The following is a 16,145-nucleotide window of genomic DNA, read 5'->3' on the forward strand; positions in this document are numbered from 1 at the left end:
CTGCAGCGGGCCGGAAGCGCCGCCGCAGCGCGGCGCCCACGTACTCCGTCACCACCCGGTCGCGCCGGGAGCGCCCCTCCCACCCCTGGCCCATGCGGCAGCTCCTCGTTCCCGTCCACGTCGACGGGGCACCAGATTATGGGAACGTACCTTCTTCCGACGGCTTCTTGCCGGACCGGTCCGGTTCGTGAACCACCTCACAGCAATGTCCCGGCGCCGCTGCACCCGGGCGCCGCGCGGGCGTGCCGGGAGGCGGGGTTCATGGCCTGATTCCGGTACCTGTGCACGGGAGTTAGGTTAGGTTAGCCTAATCTGCGTTGCCGGCCCTTCCGTACGCGGGACGCGGCCGCGACCCCCGCACCCGCCCGGAAGGTGAGCCCGACGTGACCACGGAACCGACCACGCAGACGGCGGAGCCGGCGCCCGACGCCGCCGAACCGTTCCGCTTCTTCCGCCTCGACGTCACCCGCACCCGGCGGCTCAGCCCCACCCTCCTGCGCGTCACCTTCGGCGACGACGGCACCGGCGGCCCCGGCAGCCTCGAAGGCTTCGCCTCCGGCGGCCGGGACCAGAGCCTGTCGCTGTTCCTCCCCCAGCCCGGCCAGACGGAACCGGTGATGCCCACGGGACCGGACTGGTTCGACGAGTACCGCGCGCTCGACCCCGGCGTACGGGCCGTGCTGCGCTCGTACACCGTGCGCGCGCAGCGCCCCGGCGAGGTCGACATCGACTTCGTGCTGCACACGGAACCCGCGGGCCCCGCCGCGCAGTGGGCGAGCGAGGCCGGGCCCGGCGACTGGATCATCGCGCTCGGCCCGGCCGTGCCGGACAACACCGGGGTGCGCTTCCGGCTGCCCGAGGGCGCGGATCACGTCATCGTCGCCGCCGACGAGACCGCGCTGCCGGCCGCCGCGGCGATCCTGGAGTCGCTGCCCGCCGGGCTGCCGGTGAAGGCGTGGATACGGGTGCCGCACCCCGACGACGCGATCGCGCTGCACACCGCCGCCGACGCCGAGGTGACCTGGCTGACCGGCCCCGCGGCCGGCGTGGTCGACGCGCTGCGCGCCGCGGACCTGCCCGCGGGCACGCCGTACGCCTGGCTCGCCGGCGAGGCGGGGATGGTGCGGGAGCTGCGCCGCCAGCTCGTACGGGAGCGGAAGTTCGACCGCCGGTCGGTCGCCTTCACCGGCTACTGGCGCCGCGGCGCCTCCGAGGACCAGTTCCGCCACGAGGCCGAGACCGGAGGCGACGACGACGCGGCCGCGGACGGATGAGCCGGCGGCGCGTGGCCGAAACGACGGGGGCGGGGGCCCTAGGACCAATTACTTAGGTTAGGCTTCCCTAAGTTTTTGGCCCCCGTCGTGAGGACACCATCCATGAGGTCCCACCTGCTCAACGACCGCACCGCCGGTGCCTACCGTCGTACGGTCACCGCAGGCGTCGAGCACATCGCGGCCCGACTGGCCCATGCAGACCGCCCGTTCACGGGCATCACACCCCCCGCCCTCGCCCCGGTCGTCGACGCCGTCGACCTCGACCTCCCCCTCGGTGACGCCGGCGCCGCGCTGGCCGAGCTGGACCGGCTCTACCTGCGTGACGCCGTCTACTTCCACCACCCGCGCTACCTCGCCCACCTCAACTGCCCCGTCGTCATCCCCGCCGTCCTCGGCGAGGCGGTGCTCTCCGCCGTCAACTCCTCCCTGGACACCTGGGACCAGTCCGCCGGCGCCACCCTCATCGAGCGCCGCCTCATCGACTGGACCGCCGCCCGCATCGGCCTCGGCCCGGCCGCGGACGGCGTGTTCACCTCCGGCGGCACCCAGTCCAACCTGCACGCACTCCTGCTCGCCCGCGAGGAGGCGTGCGACGGCGTGCGCAAGCAGCGGGGCACCGGGCTGCGCACCGCCGAGATCCTGCCCCGGCTGCGCATCCTCGCCTCCGCGCACGGCCACTTCAGCGTCCGCAAGGCCGCCGCGCTCCTCGGCCTCGGCGAGGAGGCCGTCGTCGAGGTGCCGTGCGACGCGGAGCGCCGCATGCGGCCCGCCGCGCTGGCCGCCGCCCTCGCGCGGCTCCAGCGCGACGACCTCGTCCCCATGGCCGTCGTCGCCACCGCGGGCACCACCGACTTCGGCAGCGTCGATCCGCTGGCGCAGCTCGCCGGGGTGTGCGCCGGGTACGGCGTGTGGCTGCACGTGGACGCGGCGTACGGCTGCGGGCTGCTGGTCTCGGGCCGCCGCCGGCACCTCCTCGCCGGCATCGAGCGCGCCGACTCGGTGACCGTCGACTTCCACAAGTCCTTCTTCCAGCCGGTCAGTTCCTCCGCCGTGCTGGTACGGGACCGGGCGACCCTGCGGCACGCGACGTACCACGCCGACTACCTCAACCCCGAGCGCATGGCCGCCGAGCAGATCCCCAACCAGGTCGACAAGTCACTCCAGACCACCCGGAGGTTCGACGCGCTCAAGCTCTGGCTGACGCTGCGCGTCATGGGCGCCGACGGCGTCGGCGCGCTCTTCGACGAGGTCTGCGACCTCGCCGGGGCCGGGTGGCGGCTGCTCGACGCGGACCCCCGCTTCGAGGTCGTCGTACGGCCGCAGTTGTCGACGCTGGTCTTCCGCTACGTCCCGGACGGCCCCGCCGGCACCGACCCCGCCCTCGTCGACGCCGCCAACCTGCGCGCCCGCGAACGGCTGGCCGCCTCCGGCGCCGCGATGGTCGCGGGCACCAAGGTCGACGGCCGGCACCACCTGAAGTTCACGCTGCTCAACCCCGAGACCACCACCGAGGACCTGGCCGCCGTCCTCGACCTCATAGCCGCGCACGCCGCCGACCACACCGGAGAGTCCCTTGTCCCCGACGTCCCCGCCGCCGCCGACCCAGCAGCCCCCGCAGTCCCGGCAGTCGCCGCAGTCCCCGCAGGCCCCGCAGGCCCGGCGGCCCCGCCGGTCCCCGCGCGCTGAGACCCGCGTCCACGACTTCGTCGCCGTCGGCCTCGGTCCGTTCAACCTGGGCCTGGCCTGCCTCTCCGCGCCGGTCGACGGCCTCGACGGCGTCTTCCTGGAGCGCAAGCCCGACTTCGACTGGCACTCCGGGATGTTCATCGAAGGCAGCACGCTCCAGACGCCGTTCATGTCGGACCTGGTCACGCTCGCCGACCCCACGTCCCCGTACTCCTTCCTGAACTACCTGAAGGAGACCGGGCGGCTGTACTCCTTCTACATCCGCGAGAGCTTCTATCCGCTGCGCGAGGAGTTCAACGACTACTGCCGCTGGGCCGCCGCCCAACTCCCCGGCATCCGCTTCGGCGAGGAGGTCACCGACGTCGTACGGGACGCGGCCGACGGCACGTACGTCGTCCGCACCCCGCGCGGCACCTACCGCGGCCGCCGCCTCGTCCTCGGCACCGGCACGCCGCCGTACGTACCCGAGCCGTGCCGCGGCCTCGGCGGCGACCTCCTCCACAACAGCCGCTATCTGGAGCACCGCGAGCGGCTGCGGGACAAGGAGTCGGTCACGATCGTCGGCAGCGGGCAGAGCGCCGCCGAGATCTACTACGACCTCCTCCAGGACCTCGGCCCCGACGGCTACCACCTCACCTGGGTGACCCGCTCGCCGCGGTTCTTCCCGCTGGAGTACACCAAGCTGACGCTGGAGATGACCTCCCCCGAGTACGTCGACTACTTCCACGCGCTGCCGGCGCCCGTCCGCGACCGGCTGGGCCCCGCGCAGAAGAGCCTCTACAAGGGCATCAACACCGAGCTGATCGACGCCATCTTCGACCTGCTCTACGTCAAGTCCCGCCGCGGCCCGGTGCCGACCCGGCTGCTCACCAACACCGCCCTCGTCTCCGCCGGGTACGCGGACGGCACGTACACCCTGGGGCTCCGCCACGAGGAGCAGGGCCGGGACTTCGAGCTGGCCACCCAGGGCCTGGTGCTGGCCACCGGCTACCGCTACGCCGAGCCGCCCTTCCTCGCCGGCATCGCCGACCGCCTCGCGCGCGACGAGCAGGGACGCTTCGCCGTCGCCCGCAACTACACCGTCGACCACGCGGGCCGCGAGGTCTTCGTCCAGAACGCCGAGCTGCACACCCACGGCTTCGCCGCCCCCGACCTGGGCATGGCCGCGTACCGCAACTCCTGCATCATCCGGGAGATGACGGGCCGCGAGGTCTACCCGGTCGAGAAGTCCATCGCCTTCCAGGAGTTCGGAGCGCCGGCCTGATGGAACTCACCCTGCGCCCCCTGGACCCGGCCCTGGACGCGCCGCTGCTGCACACCTGGGTCACCCATCCGAAGGCCGCGTTCTGGCTCATGCAGGGCTGCACGCCGGAGGAGGTCGAGAAGGAGTACGCGCGGATCGCCGCCGATCCGCACCACGACGCCTGGCTCGGCCTCGCCGACGGCACCCCCGCGTTCCTCGCCGAGCGCTACGACCCGGCGCACCGTGAGCTGACCGGCGTCTACGCCGCCGAGGACGGCGACGTCGGCATGCACTTCCTCACCGCGCCCGCCGACACCCCCGTGCACGGCTTCACCCGCGCGGTGATCACGGCGGTGATGGAGTGGCTCTTCGCCGACCCGGCGGTGCGCCGGGTCGTGGTCGAGCCCGACGCGCGCAACACCGCGGTGCACGCGCTCAACGAGGCCGTGGGCTTCCGCGTCGCCCGCCGCGTACGGATACCGGGCGCCCCGGGGAAGCCGGGCAAGGAGGCGCTGCTGAGCTTCTGCACCCGCGAGCAGTTCGCCGCCTCGCAGGCGCCGGCACCTCCCGACCCCACCGGGCACCTCACCCCCGGCCACTGGGCGGAGGCGACCCGCCGGCTCCTGGCCAAGGCCATCGGGGAGTTCACCCACGAGCGGCTGCTGACGCCACAGCCGCGGGGGGTCGGCTCGTACGCGCTACGGGTGGGGGACGCCGAATACCGCTTCGAGGCCCGGCGCTACGCGCTGGACCACTGGCGCGTCGACCCGCGCACGGTCACCCGCCACGCCCCCGGCGACCCGCCGGAGGGCTCGGCGCCCGACGCGCTGCGGTTCTTCGCCGAACTCCGGGAGCCGCTGGGGCTGAGCGCCGAGGTGCTGCCGGTGTACCTGGAGGAGATCACGTCCACGCTGGCGAGCAGCGCGTACAAGCTCGCCGGGCCCGAGGACCCGGACCTGGCGACCGCGGACTTCCAGCGGATCGAGGCGGGGATGACGGAGGGCCACCCCTGCTTCGTCGCCAACAACGGCCGCCTGGGGCTGGGCGCGGCGGACTACCGCGCGTACGCCCCCGAGACCGGCGCCCGCACCCGCCTCGTCTGGCTCGCCGCCCACCGCGACCGGGCGGCCTTCACCTGCGCCGCCGACCTCGACTACGACACCCTGCTCCGCGCGGAGCTGGGGCCCGCCGTGCTGGACCGCTTCGCGGCCCGCCTCCGCGCCCTGGGCCTGGACCCGGACGACTACCTGCTGATGCCCGCGCACCCCTGGCAGTGGGAGCACAAGCTCTCGGTCACCTTCGCGGGCGAGGTCGCCGCGCGCCGGCTGGTGTACCTCGGCGAGAGCGAGGACACGTACCAGCCGCAGCAGTCGATACGCACCTTCTTCAACACGTCCGTGCCCCGGAAGCACTACGTCAAGACGGCGCTCTCCGTGCTCAACATGGGCTTCATGCGCGGGCTCTCCGCCGCGTACATGGAGGCCACCCCGGCGATCAACGACTGGGTCGCGAGGCTGGTCGACCAGGACGAGGTGCTGCGCGGCACGGGCCTGGTGGTCCTCCGCGAACTGGCCGCCGTCGGCTACCGCCACGAGGCGTACGAGGCCGCCACCGCCCCCGGCTCGCCGTACCGCAAGATGCTCGCCGCGCTGTGGCGGGAGAGCCCGGTGCCGCGGCTCGCCGAGGGCGAGCGGCTCGCGACGATGGCGGCGCTGCTGCACACCGACCGCGCGGGCCGCCCGCTGGCGGCGGCGCTGGTCGAGGGCTCGGGGCTGGCGCCCGAGGTGTGGCTGCGGCGGTACCTCGACGCGTATCTGACGCCGCTGCTGCACGCCTTCTACGCATACGGGCTGGCGTTCATGCCGCACGGCGAGAACGTCATCCTGGTCCTGGACGAGGCGGGGGCGGTGGTGCGCGCGCTCTTCAAGGACATCGCGGAGGAGGTCGTGGTCATGGACCCGGACCTGCCGCTGCCGCCGGCGGCGGAGCGGATCCGCGCCGAGGTCCCGGACGACATGCAACTGCTGTCGGTCTTCACGGACGTCTTCGACTGCTTCTTCCGCTTCCTGGCGCCGCTGCTGGACGAGGCGGGGGTGCTGGGCGAGGAGGACTTCTGGCGGACGGTCGCGGAGTGCGCGCGGGACTACCGGGCGGCGGTGCCGGACCTGGCGGACCGGTTCGAGCGGCACGACCTGTTCGCGCCGGAGTTCGCGCTGTCGTGCCTCAACAGGCTGCAGTTGCGGGACAACCGGCAGATGGTCGACCTCACGGACCCGTCGGCGGCCCTCCAGTTGGTGGGCACCCTCCGCAACCCTCTGGCCCCGCACCGTCCCCGCACACCCGCCCCAGGGTAGGCCGCCCCACCGACAGCAGCCCGGGCCACCGAGGACGAGACGCCGGTGGCCCGGCAGGCATGCGCCTCACAGGGCCCCGAACGCCGACGCCCACCGCCGAAATCCGCCCCCCGAACCCCGCACACCCGCCCCAGGGTAGGCCGCTCCACCGACAAAGCCCGTGACCCGGCCGGTGTCACCGGCCTGCCCCTCGACCCGCCCGCGCCACCGCCCCCTTCACCCCCGCCGCCGCGCGTTGAGCCGCGCGGCCTGCCGCGTCAGGTGGTCCCGCTCCGGTATGTTCGGCGCCGAGCGGGCCGCCTGCGCGTACAGCCCGGCCGCCGTCTCCGTGTCGCCGTCCCGCTCGTGCAGGTACGCCGCCACCGCCGCGTACCGCGGCAGCGACGGATCGAGGTCCGCCAGCGCCGCCAGCCCCGCCCTCGCCCCGTCCGCCTCGCCCACCGCCACCGCCCGGTTGAGCCTGGCCACCGGGCTGCCGGTGAGGCGTACCAGCTCGTCGTACCACTCCACGATCTGCACCCAGTCCGTCTCCCCCGCCGTCGGGGCGTCCGCGTGCAGCGCGGCGATCGCCGCCTGCGCCTGGAACTCCCCCAGGCGGTCCCGGGCCAGCGCCGCCTGGAGGATCCCGACGCCCTCGGCGATCAGTCCGGTGTCCCACAGCCCGCGGTCCTGCTCGGCGAGCGGTACGAGCCTGCCGTCCGCGCCGGTACGCGCCGGCCGCCGCGCATGGTGGAGCAGCATGAGCGCCAGCAGTCCCGCGACCTCCTCACCGCCGGCCCCGGTCCCCCCGGCACCGGCACCCTCGCCCCCACCCCCTCTCGCCACCGCCGCGCCCGTCCTCGCCGCCAACTGCCGCGTCAGCCGGATCGCCTCCGCCGACAGGTCGACGTCCCCGGAGTAGCCCTCGTTGAACACCAGGTACAGCACCCGCAGCACGGTCGCCAGGTCCCCGGGCTGGTCGAACCGCACCCCGGAGACCGTCCGCTTCGCCCTGCTGATCCGCTGTGCCATGGTCGCCTCGGGCACCAGATACGCCCGCGCGATCTGCCGCGTCGTCAGCCCGCCGACCGCGCGCAGCGTCAGCGCGACGGCCGAGGCCGGCGTCAGGGACGGGTGCGCGCAGAGGAAGTAGAGCTGGAGCGTGTCGTCCACCGCCCCGCCCCCGTCCGGCGCGGGCTCGGCCTCGACCCGTTCCTCGCGCCGCCGCCGGGAGCTCTCGGCCCGTACGGTATCCAGGAACTTGCGCCACGCCACCGTGATCAGCCACCCCTTGGGGTCCCTCGGCACGTCGCCCTCCGGCCAGCCGCGCACGGCCTCGACCAGGGCGTCCTGTACGGCGTCCTCGGCCGCCGCGAAGTCTGCTCCGCGGCGGACGAGGACCCCGATGACCTCCGGCACCAGCTCCCGCAGCAGCGACTCGTTCACTCGGCGGCCGGGGCCTGCACGCCGTAGGCCGGGCGGATCTCCAGCCATTCGTGGATCGGCTTGCCGCCCGCGCCCGGGGCGGCGGACAGCTCGGCGGCCAGCTCCAGCGCGCGGTCGTAGGTCTCCACGTCGATCACCATCCAGCCGGCGATCAGGTCCTTGGTCTCCGCGAACGGCCCGTCGGTGACCGGGGGCCTGCCCTCGCCGTCGTAGCGGACGAAGGTGCCCTCCGGGGCGAGCGCCTGCTCGCCGACGAACTCGCCGGTGGCCTCCAGCCGGGCGGCGAAGTCACGCATGTACTGGATGTGGGCCGTGACCTCCTCCGGCTCCCACTGGTCCATCGGGACGTCGTTGACCGCCGCCGGCGCGCCGCGGTAGTGCTTGAGCAGCAGGTACTTGGCCATGATCTTCTCCTTGCCGAGGTACGGCCCATTGTGGGCCGCGTTCACCCCGGGGACGGAGCCGCGCGCCGGTTCTCGACATCCCCCGCGAAAAAATCTGGCAGAAGGCTCAGCGCAGGGTGTCCGCGCCCCGCGCGGCCGCCCGCAGGAAGAACGGGACCGTCAGCAGCGAGGCCACCGCGAAGAAGCCGAACGCCGCCCGCGGCCCGGCGAACTCCGCGAGGACCCCGACCAGCCCGGCGCCCAGCGGCATCGCGCCCCAGGCGAACATCCGGTTCGCGGAGCTGAACCGGCCGAGCATCGCGTCCGGCACCGCCCGCTGGATGACCGTGCGGCTGTTGACCGTCCACAGCGTGCCGCCGAGCCCGCCGAGGAACGCGGCCGCGGCGACGGCACGCGCGTCGGCGGTGAGCGCCGGGACGGCGGCCATCGCGGCGGTGCCGAAGAGGTCGGCGAGCATCACGCGGCGGCGGCCCAGCAGCCGGTTGAGCCAGGTCACGGTGGTGGCGCCGAGGAGCCCGCCGATGCCGAGCGCGCTGAGCAGCACGCCGTACTCGCCGGGGGTGAGGCCCATGTCGCGGGTCGCGTAGAGCGGGATGAGCGCGAGCCAGGCGCCCCAGGTGCCGGAGAGGACGGTGAGGATGAGGGAGAGGGAGCGCAGCAGGCGGTGCCGCCAGAGGTAGCGGAGCCCTTCGGCGATCTGCCCGTTGACGGTGGTCGCGGGCGCCTCGTCCCCGTTCCCGTACGCCACGGCCCCCGCCCGGAACCGCCCGGCGAGCAGCAGCAGCACGAGCGCCGCCGCGGCGTACGCGGCCCAGGTCGCACCCAGCGCCCACCCGGCGCCCACCGCGATGAGCAGCCCGCCGACGAACGGCCCGGCGAACTCGCTGAACACCGTCTCCGCCCCGGCCATCCACGCGTTCGCCCTGTCCCGCCCGGCGGGCGGGACGGCGGCGGGGACCAGCGCGGTGGCCGCGGTGGAGGCGACGACGTCGGCGACCCCGATGGCCGCACCGGCGGCGGCCAGCAGCGCCACGGAGAGGCCGCCGCTCGCGGCGGCGGCGAGCAGCGGCACCATGGCGAGCAGCCGCAGCACGTTGATGATCCACAGCAGCCGGCGCCGGTCGACGCGGTCGACGAGCACACCCGCGTGCAGGGCGACGAGCAGCCACGGCAGCGAGATGGCCAGCGCCACCCCGGTGACCTGCGCGGGAGAGCCGCCGGCACGGACGGCGAGCAGCGGCAGGGCCATCTTCACGACGCCGTCGGCGAGGTTCGTCACGGCGGTGAACGCGACGAGGACGGCGGTGTTGCGGCGCCCGGCGTCCCGCCCGGCCCGTAGCCGATCACTCTCCAGCACCCCGGCTGCACCCATGACGTCCCCCTCTAACCACCAAAGCCGTTTACCGGTGAGAGGAAGTTACCACCAAACGCGATAGCCGGTAAAGTGGTCCGTATGCGCACACCTCCTCGGGCCGCCGAGCTGGTGGCCGATTTCGCCAACACCCTGGACATCTACGCCGGCACGGACACCCTGAGCACCCCGGACGAGCTGGCCGCCTGGCTGACGACACACGTTCTGCCGGTCACCGCCACCCCCGACCCGGGCCTGCACGCGGCGGCCGTCGCCCTGCGCGCGGGCATCCGCGAACACCTGGGCGCCCACGTGGGCGACACCCCCGACCCCGCCGTCACGGCGGCGGCCGACGCGGCCCTCACCCGCTTCCCCCTCCACCCCACCACCGCCGGCCCCCCGGTCCCCGCCCCCGGCCTCACGCCCGCGGAGCGGGCGGTCGCGGAGCTGGCCCTCGCCTGGAGCACGCTGACGATCACCGGCGACGCGGCCCGCCTCAAGCGCTGCGCGGAGCACACCTGCCACGAGGCGTTCTGGGACACGTCGAAGAACCGCAGCAAACGCTGGTGCTCGATGCAGGGCTGCGGCAACCGCGCCAAGGCCCGCACCTACGCCGCCCGCCGCGCCGCCGCCCCCGGCTGAGCGGGCCGCCCAGTGACGTTTCCCGCCCGCCGTGCGCTGCCCCCGTAGGACCGGGGCTGCCGGTCCGCGACGCAAGGGGAGGAACAGATGCGCCTCAGACACGCCGCGTTAACACTCGCGCTCATGGTCGCCACGAGCCTGCCGCTCACCGTGCACGCCGCCGCCGACAGCACCGCCGAAGCCCGAGGGCTGCACGTACCGCTCCGACCTCTGGATCGCGGACGCCGACGGCGGCAACGCGCGCGTACTGGTCGACGGGGCGAGCGACTCAATCGACGAGGTGGCCTGGGCGCCGGACGGCGAGCGCATCCTCTTCCACACCATGCGTTCGGACCAGACCCAGCGACTGGAGTGGATCGCCACGGACGGCACCGGCCGCGAGGTGCTGAACACCACCGGCGGCCACGACGCCGCGTTCTCCCCGGACGGCGAGAGCCTCGCCTTCCTGACGACGACATGTTGGGACACCGGCGAGGACAATAACTGCGGCCGTGACCTCCACGTGCTGCACCTGGCCTCGGGCAAGGTCAGCACACTCACCACCGACCACCGCGGCGGCGAGTGGACACGGCCTGACTGGTCCGCGGACGGCCGGCACATCGTCTACTCCACGGGCTACGGACTGCGCTCCGTGGACGTGAGCGACGGCACTTTCCTCGACGTGCGGATCCCCGTCTACGCCTGGACCCCGGTCTTCTCCCCCGACGGCGACCGGATCGCGTTCACGGGCCAGGACGACGCCTCCACGAGGAAGGTGTACGTCGTGGACGCCACCCCCGGGGCGAGCGCCACCGTGCTCAGCGACCGGCAACTGGACCTGCGGGACTGGCTCGCCCAGTAACGGAGCCGACACCCCAGAACAGCGGTCAGGCGGCCACCTGGACCACAACCAGGTCTCATGTGACCCGCTACCACGCCTAGCAGACTACGACGCAGGTCAGAGCTTCGGGATCCGTTGGTCTCACGCGGTTACTCCGGCAGAGAATACGAAGATCCACTCCCACGCCACTCCCCCGACGGCCCAGCTCTCACGTCTGGACGCAGGTAACCGCAGAGAACCACAGGAGGTGCGGTCCTGTATGTACATGGCGTCTTCAGCAGGCCCGGTGCACGTGCGGCGAGAAGGTCGACGACCGTGCTGGTGTAAGGGTGGGCGGTGGACTCGCTGATGCCGAGCCCGGCAGCGATCTTCGCCAGAGTGATGTGCGCGCGCAGGTACACCAGCGCCACCATCGCGCGTGGAGACGCACAGAGCTTGCAGCGCCGGTCGCCTCACGAGTGACAAGCAGCATGGTGACCCACTCGACGAGCCGTGAGCAGTGGTCAGACGAGCCGGTCGGTCAGCGCCTCGCGCGCGCCGCGATCCGCGGCGTCAGCAGCGACTCAGGGGGGCGGTTGAGTGACAGCACCGCGAAGAACGCCTCGGACACCACTGGGTCGGTGTTGGCCGCAGCCACCACCCGCGACATGTAGCGCTGCTGCATCCTGCCCAGTGGCCCCGGCTTCGGCCCGTCCGTGCTCGGGTACCGGGCGTCCTCGCCCGTGGCGATCGCCCAGGCGCCGCGCACGCACTTCGCCACGGCTTTCTGCAGCTCCGGTGCGCGTGCGGGGACCTCCGCCGGCCTGAGCGTCGCGATCCGGGCGGCGATGGCCTGCGCCTGCATCGCCGCGACCGTCATCCCGTGCCCGTAGACCGGGTTGAAGCGGCACAGGGCGTCACCGATCACCAGCAGTCCCCGGGGCCACCGCCTCGCCCGCTCGAAGTGCGTCCACTCGTTCGCCGTCGCCCGGAAGGCGACCGCGTCCGACAACGGCTCCAGACCCGCGAGCGCCTCTGCCAGCTCATCGGTACGCAGCGAGGCGGCGAAGGCGAGCCAGTCCTTCTCCTCGATCGGTGGTTGGTGTTCAGCCTGCCCCAGCAACGTGACCAGCCAGCGCCCGCCTTCGATCGGCACGATCACCCCGCCGCGCGGAACATCGGGGGTGCCCTGCACGTACATGGCCGTCCAGGGACCCTCGGCGGCCGGGCGCCGGTAGTAGCGCGAGGAGTAGCCGAGGTGCGCGTCGAACCTCTCCGTGGCTGGCGCGGCGTGACCGAGTTCGACCAGCCAGCGGGTGGTACGGGAGCTGCGGCCGGTGGCGACGACCACCAGGTCCGAGTGCACCGTGGACTCCTGGCCGTCCTTGCCACGCTCGCGCAGCCGTACACCGGACACCGCTGCCGCCCCGTTTCGCCCGGGCACCAGAGCGGTCACCTCATGGCGGGGCATCCACGCGATCGCGGGATGGTCGTCGATCCGGCGCCGTAGGGTCGCCTCCAGCAGTTCGCGCGAGGCGGAGAGGTAGTGCGCTCCCGGGACGTCGGCGAACCACCTGGCCGGAGAGAGCCAGCGCATCTGATCAGGGGCGCGCACGACGGTGGCCCCGGCGGCTTCGAGGTCGGTGACGGCCCCCGGTAAGAGCGCGTCCACCGCGGCCTGCCCGCGGGACCACAGGACGTGCACATGTCGCGACTGCGGCACCCCGGACCGGAACGCGGGCGCCCCGTCGGCGAACTCATCCCGCTCGACCACCGTCACCCGCTCAAAGCTGCTCGCCAGCACGTGAGCTGCGAGCAGACCGGAGACCCCGGCTCCCACCACCACCGCATGGGTCATCGCGTCGACCGCCACTTCACACCCCCTCGCCCCCGCGGATTGCGCCCCGCCGCCTCATCATCCCGCACGCGAAAGGCGACCGACAGGGCACGTCCGTGGACACGGGCCGGAGCCGGCACCCGGGCGCCCCGTCGTCGACGCGGCGGTGCGGCGTTCCGATCGGGTCCGCGCCCTGGCACGGGCGCGCCGCGCTGTCCGGCGGCCCGGTGCAGATCGAGACGCCGCTGCCCGGCGCCGGTGGCCATGGCCGCTCGACCCGCCGCTTCGATGGACACAAAGAGCTTCTTCGAGGTGGCCATCGATGAGGTGACGGTTCGGAGCTGGGGACGGAGAAGGTCCTCATGGATGAGCGCATGGGGCACCAGGACTGCTCCATCTCTGCCCGGTACACCCACGTGACCCAGGCCATGCGGCGGCGCTTGTGCCGAGGACTGACGGAGCTGTGGGAGGAGTCCTTACGGGCCCGCCGGAACCTGTCGCCGGGCTCCCCCGTGACGGTGCTCGACCGGCTACTCAGAGCATCTGCCAAGGGGCGGAATTCCTAGATCCACTCCCCTGCCACTCCCCAACCGCCCCCAGACAGCCGTCAGGCCCGGTACTCCGCATCGGAGTACCGGGCCTGACCTGCGTTTCCGTGAGGGTGAGTGACGGGACTTGAACCCGCGGCCACCTGGACCACAACCAGGTGCTCTACCATCTGAGCTACACCCACCGTGAGCTGATGCTTCCGCACCGGCCGTGTAGAAGTGTACAGGGTCGCCGGCGGTGCTCGCCTCCCGCTTTCCCCGGGCCGCGGGGGCTTCGTTACGAGCCGTCCGCCGCCAGCGTGTGGCGGGACGCGATGGCCTTGGCGGTCTCCGAATCCGGGCCCGGCGGGGGGACGAAGACCGCCTCGCGGTAGTAGCGGAGTTCGGCGATGCTCTCCCGGATGTCGGCCAGCGCGCGGTGGTTGCCCGCCTTCTCGGGGCTGTTGAAGTAGGCCCGCGGGTACCAGCGGCGGGCCAGCTCCTTGACGGACGAGACGTCCACGATGCGGTAGTGCAGGTGGCCCTCCAGGTTCGGCATGTCCCGGCTGAGGAAGCCGCGGTCGGTGCCGACGGAGTTGCCGCAGAGCGGGGCGCGGCCGGGTTCGGGGACGAACTCGCGTACGTAGGCGAGCACCTGCCGCTCCGCGTCCGCCAGCGTCGTGCCGCCGGCCAGCTCGTCGAGCAGGCCGGAGGCGGTGTGCATGGCGCGGACGACGTCGGGCATGGAGGCGAGGGCCGCGGCCGGGGGCCGGATCACGATGTCGACGCCGTCACCGAGCACGTTGAGCTCCGAGTCGGTGACGAGCGCGGCCACCTCGACGAGCGCGTCGTCGATCAGCGAGAGGCCCGTCATCTCGCAGTCGATCCAGACCATCCGATCGTTCATGGCCCTCACCCTACGTGCCGGTCCCGCTGTCCCGGTACGGTCGCGCGCCTGGCGAGCGCTCCCCGGTGCCGCGGCGGGTGCGGCTCGGGGTGGCCGGGCGCGAACGCGTCGGACTGCGGCTTCTCCGCGCCGTCCGCGCCGCCCCCATGCCCCCGCCCGCGACCCCGGCGGGCCCGGCCGCGCCGGGCGGCTGCGGGCGCCGCGGGGCCGGGACCGTGGGGGGTTCCGGCGGCGGTACGGACTGGGGGTTGCGGGCCCGGTAGGCGGCCCGGTACGCGGCCGGGGAGGAGCCGAGCTGGCGGCGGAAGTGCCCGCGCAGCGCGACCGGCGAGCGGAAGCCGCAGCGCCCCGCCACTTCGTCCACGGAGAAGTCCGACGTCTCCAGCAGCCGCTGCGCCTGAAGCACCCGCTGGGTGATCAGCCACTGCAGCGGTGCGCTGCCGGTGAGCGAGCGGAACCGCCGGTCGAACGTGCGTCGGCTCATGTACGCGCGGGCCGCCAGAGTCTCCACGTCGAACTGCTCGTGCAGGTTCTCCAGCGCCCAGGCGACGACCTCCGCCAGCGGGTCTCCGCCGATCTCCTCGGGTAAAGATCTGTCGAGGTAGCGCTCCTGGCCGCTGCCGCGCCGCGCGGGCACCACCAGCCTCCGGGAGAGCGCGGCGGCGGCCTCGGCGCCGTGGTCCTGGCGCACCAGGTGCAGGCACAGGTCGATGCCGGCGGCCGTGCTCGCCGAGGTGAGGATGTCGCCGTCGTCGACGAACAGCTCGCGCGGGTCCATGTGGACCGACGGGTAGCGCTTGGCGAGCGTCGGCGCGTACATCCAGTGCGTGGTCGCCGGGCGGCCGTCGAGCAGTCCGGCCGCGGCCAGCGCGAACGCGCCCGTGCACAGCCCGACGATGCGGGCGCCGTCCTCGTGCGCCCTGCGCAGCGCGTCCAGCGCCGCGGCGGGCGGCGGCTGGGTGATGGAGCGCCACGCGGGCACGACGACGGTGCCGGCCCGGGCCAGCGCTTCCAGCCCGTACGGGGCGGAGAGCTCCAGGCCGCCGGTGGTACGCAGCGGACCGTCCTCACCGGCGCAGACCAGCAGCCGGTACCGGGGGGTGCCGGCGTCCTGGCGGTCGACTCCGAAGACGGAGAGGGGGATGGAGTTCTCGAAGACGGGGCCACCGCTGAACAGCAGCACGGCGACGACCTCACGGCGCCGCCGGGGCGGGCGCGGTGCTTCGCCCCGCACCGCCTCGGTCCGCACCGCGGCTGCCGCCGCCTCGGGTGTGCGTGGCCCGCCGGACCGGATCGTTGCGCCCGCTCCGGTGGAGTCCTGGCTCATGACGCTAAGCCCCCTCGCTTCTCTCTTCCTCCGCGTCCTGCACCTACACCCCCGGGACGATCTCGGTCTCTCGGCCAAGATCAAATCTACTGTGTGTCGTCCGGCGGACCGGACAGCTTCAGCCCCGCATCTATAACGACAGGTAGAGCGGCTCTTGTGTGACACGCGTGCCAGGTTCGGCCCTGCCTCTATGTCGACAAGGAAACCTGGCGTGAAGCTTTCGATCGCGAACGGTTCCACTCGTTCACGCATCAGGGAAGGCCACCCCCTCCGGTTCTCCGACGTGCAAGGCTCGTGCGCCCCGACTGCGCCCCCAGCCCCCCGAGCCCGGAACGTTCCAGCCTTAAGTCTTGCAACTCCGGTGTGCAG

At 73.2% G+C, this 16,145-nt stretch carries 12 protein-coding genes, 1 tRNA gene and 2 pseudogenes; 7 read left to right on the forward strand and 8 right to left on the reverse strand.

Annotated features, from left to right (window positions below; all coding sequences use genetic code 11):
* The first annotated feature begins 383 nt into the window (after window positions 1-383).
* The 4 genes from DMB38_RS10415 to DMB38_RS10430 all read left to right on the forward strand — a co-directional run bounded on the left by DMB38_RS10415 (window position 384) and on the right by DMB38_RS10430 (window position 6,557).
* Window positions 384-1,274, forward strand: coding sequence for a siderophore-interacting protein (locus DMB38_RS10415; protein WP_125934935.1), 891 nt, complete (start codon window positions 384-386; stop codon window positions 1,272-1,274).
* 102 nt (window positions 1,275-1,376) lie between these two features.
* Window positions 1,377-2,960 (forward strand): aspartate aminotransferase family protein, encoded by a 1,584-nt coding sequence (locus DMB38_RS10420; protein ID WP_125934936.1) that lies wholly within the window; start codon window positions 1,377-1,379, stop codon window positions 2,958-2,960.
* Window positions 2,848-4,224: a lysine N(6)-hydroxylase/L-ornithine N(5)-oxygenase family protein gene (locus DMB38_RS10425; protein ID WP_125934937.1), complete on the forward strand. Its 1,377-nt coding sequence runs from the start codon at window positions 2,848-2,850 to the stop codon at window positions 4,222-4,224. Before DMB38_RS10420 ends, DMB38_RS10425 begins: the two co-directional genes overlap by 113 nt.
* Window positions 4,224-6,557, forward strand: a complete 2,334-nt coding sequence (locus DMB38_RS10430) for a GNAT family N-acetyltransferase (RefSeq protein WP_125934938.1) — start codon at window positions 4,224-4,226, stop codon at window positions 6,555-6,557. Before DMB38_RS10425 ends, DMB38_RS10430 begins: the two co-directional genes overlap by 1 nt.
* 216 nt (window positions 6,558-6,773) lie before the next feature.
* Here DMB38_RS10430 and DMB38_RS10435 read toward each other — a convergent pair whose 3' ends face one another.
* The 3 genes from DMB38_RS10435 to DMB38_RS10445 all read right to left on the reverse strand — a co-directional run bounded on the left by DMB38_RS10435 (window position 6,774) and on the right by DMB38_RS10445 (window position 9,758).
* Entirely contained in the window at window positions 6,774-7,982 is a 1,209-nt protein-coding gene (locus DMB38_RS10435; RefSeq protein ID WP_125934939.1) for a DUF6596 domain-containing protein, read from the reverse strand.
* Window positions 7,979-8,386: a YciI family protein gene (locus DMB38_RS10440; RefSeq protein WP_047019933.1), complete on the reverse strand. Its 408-nt coding sequence runs from the start codon at window positions 8,384-8,386 to the stop codon at window positions 7,979-7,981. The genes DMB38_RS10435 and DMB38_RS10440 overlap by 4 nt, the downstream gene beginning before the upstream one ends.
* Window positions 8,387-8,492: 106 nt before the next feature.
* Window positions 8,493-9,758: an MFS transporter gene (locus DMB38_RS10445; protein ID WP_125934940.1), complete on the reverse strand. Its 1,266-nt coding sequence runs from the start codon at window positions 9,756-9,758 to the stop codon at window positions 8,493-8,495.
* 81 nt (window positions 9,759-9,839) lie between these two features.
* Here DMB38_RS10445 and DMB38_RS10450 point away from each other — a divergent pair, with 81 nt between their 5' ends.
* Together DMB38_RS10450 and DMB38_RS10455 are read left to right on the forward strand one after the other, a co-directional pair.
* Entirely contained in the window at window positions 9,840-10,379 is a 540-nt protein-coding gene (locus tag DMB38_RS10450; RefSeq protein ID WP_206337674.1) for a CGNR zinc finger domain-containing protein, read from the forward strand.
* A gap of 280 nt (window positions 10,380-10,659) precedes the next feature.
* Window positions 10,660-11,220: a PD40 domain-containing protein gene (locus tag DMB38_RS10455; protein WP_125934942.1), complete on the forward strand. Its 561-nt coding sequence runs from the start codon at window positions 10,660-10,662 to the stop codon at window positions 11,218-11,220.
* A 251-nt stretch (window positions 11,221-11,471) separates the two neighbouring features.
* On the opposite strand, the pseudogene DMB38_RS10460 reads toward DMB38_RS10455, so the two are convergent.
* Window positions 11,472-11,671 (reverse strand): annotated as a pseudogene (locus DMB38_RS10460) (transposase family protein); the annotation flags it as partial.
* A gap of 48 nt (window positions 11,672-11,719) precedes the next feature.
* Complete coding sequence (locus tag DMB38_RS10465; RefSeq protein WP_125934943.1) at window positions 11,720-13,051, reverse strand: FAD-dependent oxidoreductase; 1,332 nt, start codon at window positions 13,049-13,051, stop codon at window positions 11,720-11,722.
* Window positions 13,052-13,353: 302 nt separating this feature from the next.
* Between DMB38_RS10465 and DMB38_RS36745 the strand changes: the two are divergent.
* A pseudogene (locus tag DMB38_RS36745) lies at window positions 13,354-13,581 on the forward strand (LacI family transcriptional regulator); the annotation flags it as partial.
* A gap of 94 nt (window positions 13,582-13,675) precedes the next feature.
* Here the strand turns inward: DMB38_RS36745 and DMB38_RS10475 are convergent.
* From DMB38_RS10475 to DMB38_RS10485, 3 genes are all read right to left on the reverse strand, one after another.
* Window positions 13,676-13,748: transfer RNA gene (locus DMB38_RS10475), tRNA-His, on the reverse strand.
* A 92-nt stretch (window positions 13,749-13,840) separates the two neighbouring features.
* Entirely contained in the window at window positions 13,841-14,449 is a 609-nt protein-coding gene (gene orn, locus DMB38_RS10480) for an oligoribonuclease (RefSeq protein ID WP_047015911.1), read from the reverse strand.
* 10 nt (window positions 14,450-14,459) lie between these two features.
* Complete coding sequence (locus tag DMB38_RS10485) at window positions 14,460-15,776, reverse strand: helix-turn-helix domain-containing protein (RefSeq protein WP_240662105.1); 1,317 nt, start codon at window positions 15,774-15,776, stop codon at window positions 14,460-14,462.
* Window positions 15,777-16,145: the final 369 nt, after the last annotated feature.

This window comes from Streptomyces sp. WAC 06738 (genome assembly GCF_003945505.1).
In the GTDB taxonomy this organism is placed as follows: domain Bacteria; phylum Actinomycetota; class Actinomycetes; order Streptomycetales; family Streptomycetaceae; genus Streptomyces.

Excerpts from the sequence above, each read along its gene's own strand:
- DMB38_RS10420 (WP_125934936.1), top strand. The coding sequence starts at position 1,377 with ATGAGGTCCCACCTGCTCAACGACCGCACCGCCGGTGCCTACCGTCGT.
- DMB38_RS10430 (WP_125934938.1), top strand. The coding sequence starts at position 4,224 with ATGGAACTCACCCTGCGCCCCCTGGACCCGGCCCTGGACGCGCCGCTG.
- DMB38_RS10440 (WP_047019933.1), bottom strand. The coding sequence starts at position 8,386 with ATGGCCAAGTACCTGCTGCTCAAGCACTACCGCGGCGCGCCGGCGGCG.
- DMB38_RS10445 (WP_125934940.1), bottom strand. The coding sequence starts at position 9,758 with ATGGGTGCAGCCGGGGTGCTGGAGAGTGATCGGCTACGGGCCGGGCGG.
- DMB38_RS10450 (WP_206337674.1), top strand. The coding sequence starts at position 9,840 with ATGCGCACACCTCCTCGGGCCGCCGAGCTGGTGGCCGATTTCGCCAAC.
- orn (WP_047015911.1), bottom strand. The coding sequence starts at position 14,449 with ATGAACGATCGGATGGTCTGGATCGACTGCGAGATGACGGGCCTCTCG.
- DMB38_RS10485 (WP_240662105.1), bottom strand. The coding sequence starts at position 15,776 with ATGAGCCAGGACTCCACCGGAGCGGGCGCAACGATCCGGTCCGGCGGG.